3 protein-coding genes are annotated in these 3032 nt (G+C 70.0%); 1 reads left to right on the top strand and 2 read right to left on the bottom strand.

Features of this window, described 5'->3' with window-relative positions; genetic code table 11:
• The coding region (xseA, locus tag NX1_RS34840) for an exodeoxyribonuclease VII large subunit (RefSeq protein ID WP_068069410.1) at positions 1-1034 on the bottom strand (1034 nt) is incomplete at its 3' end.
• 73 nt (positions 1035-1107) lie between these two features.
• On the bottom strand, positions 1108-1749 hold the full coding sequence (locus NX1_RS34835) for a lipid droplet-associated protein (protein WP_068069408.1): 642 nt from the start codon (positions 1747-1749) through the stop codon (positions 1108-1110).
• Between the two features lie 137 nt (positions 1750-1886).
• On the opposite strand from NX1_RS34835, the gene NX1_RS34830 reads away from it, so the two are divergent.
• Positions 1887-2897, top strand: coding sequence for a 4-hydroxy-3-methylbut-2-enyl diphosphate reductase (locus NX1_RS34830; protein WP_068069404.1), 1011 nt, complete (start codon positions 1887-1889; stop codon positions 2895-2897).
• Positions 2898-3032: the final 135 nt, after the last annotated feature.

Genomic DNA, 3032 nt, shown 5'->3' with positions numbered 1-3032 from the left:
CAGCGCCGCGCGGACACGCGCAGCCGTTCGATCTCCTCGGCGCGCCGGTCGATCTCGCGCAGCGGGTCGGCCAGGACGGGGCGTGAACGGAGTTGAGCCAGCGCGCGGGTCTCGCGCTCCACCCAGCCGCGCAGCGCGGCCGCCGAGCGGGCGCGCAGGTCACGCACGCCGGACAGCTCCGCAGCGGCGTCCGGCACGATCCGCTTGGCCGCGTCGGTCGGCGTCGCGGCGCGCAGATCGGCGACGTAGTCGGTCAGCGGGTTGTCGGGTTCGTGTCCGATAGCGCTGACGATCGGGGTGGTCGCCGCGACGATGGCGCGGCACAGGGCCTCGTCGGAGAAGGGCAGCAGGTCTTCGACGCTGCCGCCGCCGCGGGCGAGCACGATCACGTCCACGGCGGGGTCACGGTCGAGCTCGGCCAGCGCATCCAGGATCTGGGGCACCGCGGTCGGTCCCTGCACCGCGGTATTGCGTACTTCGAAACACGCTGCGGGCCAACGGTTCCTGGCGACCGTCAGGACGTCGTGCTCGGCGGCGCTCGCCCGGCCGGTGATCAGGCCGACGGTGCGCGGAAGGAACGGGATCGGCCGCTTGAGCCGGGGATCGAAGAGCCCTTCGGCGTCGAGCAGCGCCTTCAGCCGCTCGATGCGGGCGAGCAGCTCGCCGACCCCGACGGGCCGAATCTCGATGACGCGCAACGACAAGGTGCCGCGGCCGGTGAAGAAGGTGAGTTTGCCGTAGACCACGACCCTGCTGCCTTCCTGCAGCGGGATCGGGGAGCGGCGCAGCAGATCGGGGTCGCAGGTCACCTGGAGGGACATGTCGGCCGACGGGTCGCGCAACACCAGGAACGCGGTGCGCGCTCCGGGGCGCAGATTGATCTGGGTGATCTGCCCCTCCACCCAGATGGAGCCGAGCCGGTCGATCCACTGCATGACCTTCACGGCCACGGAGCGCACCGGCCACGGGTGTTCGGCGGAGTTGGCGGGGGCCGCGCCTGCCTCGGCGGACGGCTGATGACCGCTCTGTGTCATACGGACAGGTATACGCGGCGGGGTTGGCCGGACCGAGCCCGGCCAACCATCGGCGAGGTCGTCGCGGGTGCGGTCACTGGGCCCGGACGGTGGCGATCCGGTTCGTCAGCATGGTCACGAACGGAGCCCTCGCGCGGGTCTGCTGCTCGTAGTCGAGCAGCACGATGAGGTCGTCGAGGGTCAGCATGCGCAGGCGGGCGCGCAGCTGGGCGAGGGTCATGTTGGCGTAGTCGTAGCGGGCGGCGATCTCCGGCTCGGCGATCTCGGCCTGCTCGTCCGCGGCGGGCTCCTCGGCGGAAGCGGACTCCTCGGCGGGCTCGGACTCGGTGATCTCCGGCACGGTGATGGTCTGCACCGGAGCGATGTGCCCGTTGGTGGAGCTCTCCGACGATTCGTCGACGGCGTACAGGTCGAACCGGCTGGTGCGGCCCGCGGTCGTGACGTCGTCGCCGGAGGATTGCTCGTCACCGAGATCCTCGTCGAACGTCGCCCATTCCGGTTGTTCCACCGGGCTGTTGGACAGCCGCTCGAACACCGCGTCGCCCTTGAGGGCGAGGCTGGTCACGAACTGCTGCATGTGCATGGTGGTCTGCAGCAGCTGGCTGATCGCGGTGATCGGGAAGTTCATCGCGGCCGTCGGTAGCCGACGGGTTTCTTCGAGGGCGTAGACGGCGGCCCCGGCGGCGACCCGGGCCAGAAACGGAGGTCGGAACATGGTGATAGCCTGCCCGATCCCGCGTGATCTGCAAAGAATTAGTGTCACAGACACTATTTTCCAGCGAATGGACCACATCGGCGGACCCGGCCGGTGCGACCGGTCGGTGGTCCCATGGTGCACGTATCCTGGGGGGCATGTCTTCGGCCATCCCTTTGAACGTCGGAATCGCCCGCTCGGCGGGCGCCGGAACAGCCGATGCCGACGGTGGTAAGCGCGTGCTGCTAGCCGAGCCGCGCGGATACTGCGCCGGCGTCGACCGCGCGGTGGAAACGGTGGAGAAGGCGCTGGAGAAGCACGGTGCGCCGATCTATGTGCGCAAGGAGATCGTGCACAACAGGCATGTGGTGGAGACGCTGCGCGAGCGCGGCGTCGTCTTCGTCGACGAGACCGACGAGGTGCCGAACGGCGCGGTCGTGGTGTTCTCCGCGCACGGCGTCTCCCCGGCCGTGCACGAGGCCGCCGCTGCGCGTGATCTGCACACCATCGACGCGACGTGCCCGCTGGTCACCAAGGTGCACCAGGAGGCCAAGCGCTTCGCGCGCGACGATTTCGACATCCTGCTGATCGGCCACGAGGGCCACGAGGAGGTCGAGGGCACCGCGGGCGAGGCGCCCGACCACGTCCAGCTGGTCGACGGGCCGAGCGCGGTCGACCGCGTCACCGTGCGCGACGAGAACAAGGTCATCTGGCTCTCGCAGACCACGCTGAGCGTCGACGAGACGATGGAGACGGTGCAGCGGCTGCGTGAACGCTTCCCCGCGCTGCAGGATCCGCCGAGCGACGACATCTGCTACGCCACCCAGAACCGCCAGGTCGCGGTGAAGGCGATGGCGCCGGAGTGCGACCTGGTCATCGTGGTCGGCTCGCGCAATTCCTCGAACTCGGTGCGGCTGGTCGAGGTGGCGCTCGGCGCGGGCGCGCGGGCAGCGCACCTGGTCGACTTCGCCCGCGAGGTGGATCCGGCCTGGCTGGAAGGCGTGCGCACGATCGGCATCACCTCCGGCGCGTCGGTGCCGGAAATCCTGGTGCGCGGTGTGCTGGACATGCTCGCCGAACACGGCTACGCCGACGTGCAGCCGGTGACCACCGCCAACGAGACGCTGGTCTTCGCGCTGCCGAGGGAACTGCGCACCACCCGCCGCTGAGCTTCGAACCCGCTCAGAGGCTTTCCGGCTTGCGCCCTTGGGTGCGGCTCGAATCGCGTTCGCGGTAGCGCACATTCGGCTGCGGATGCGGCGGCACCTCGGCCCGGCCGCGAGCGCCGCGCGGCGGTTCGGCCT

The sequence above is a fragment of the Nocardia xishanensis NBRC 101358 genome, from assembly GCF_001613365.1.
Classification (GTDB): Bacteria; Actinomycetota; Actinomycetes; order Mycobacteriales; family Mycobacteriaceae; genus Nocardia; species Nocardia xishanensis.
This window is presented reverse-complemented; position numbering and strand designations above follow the sequence as displayed.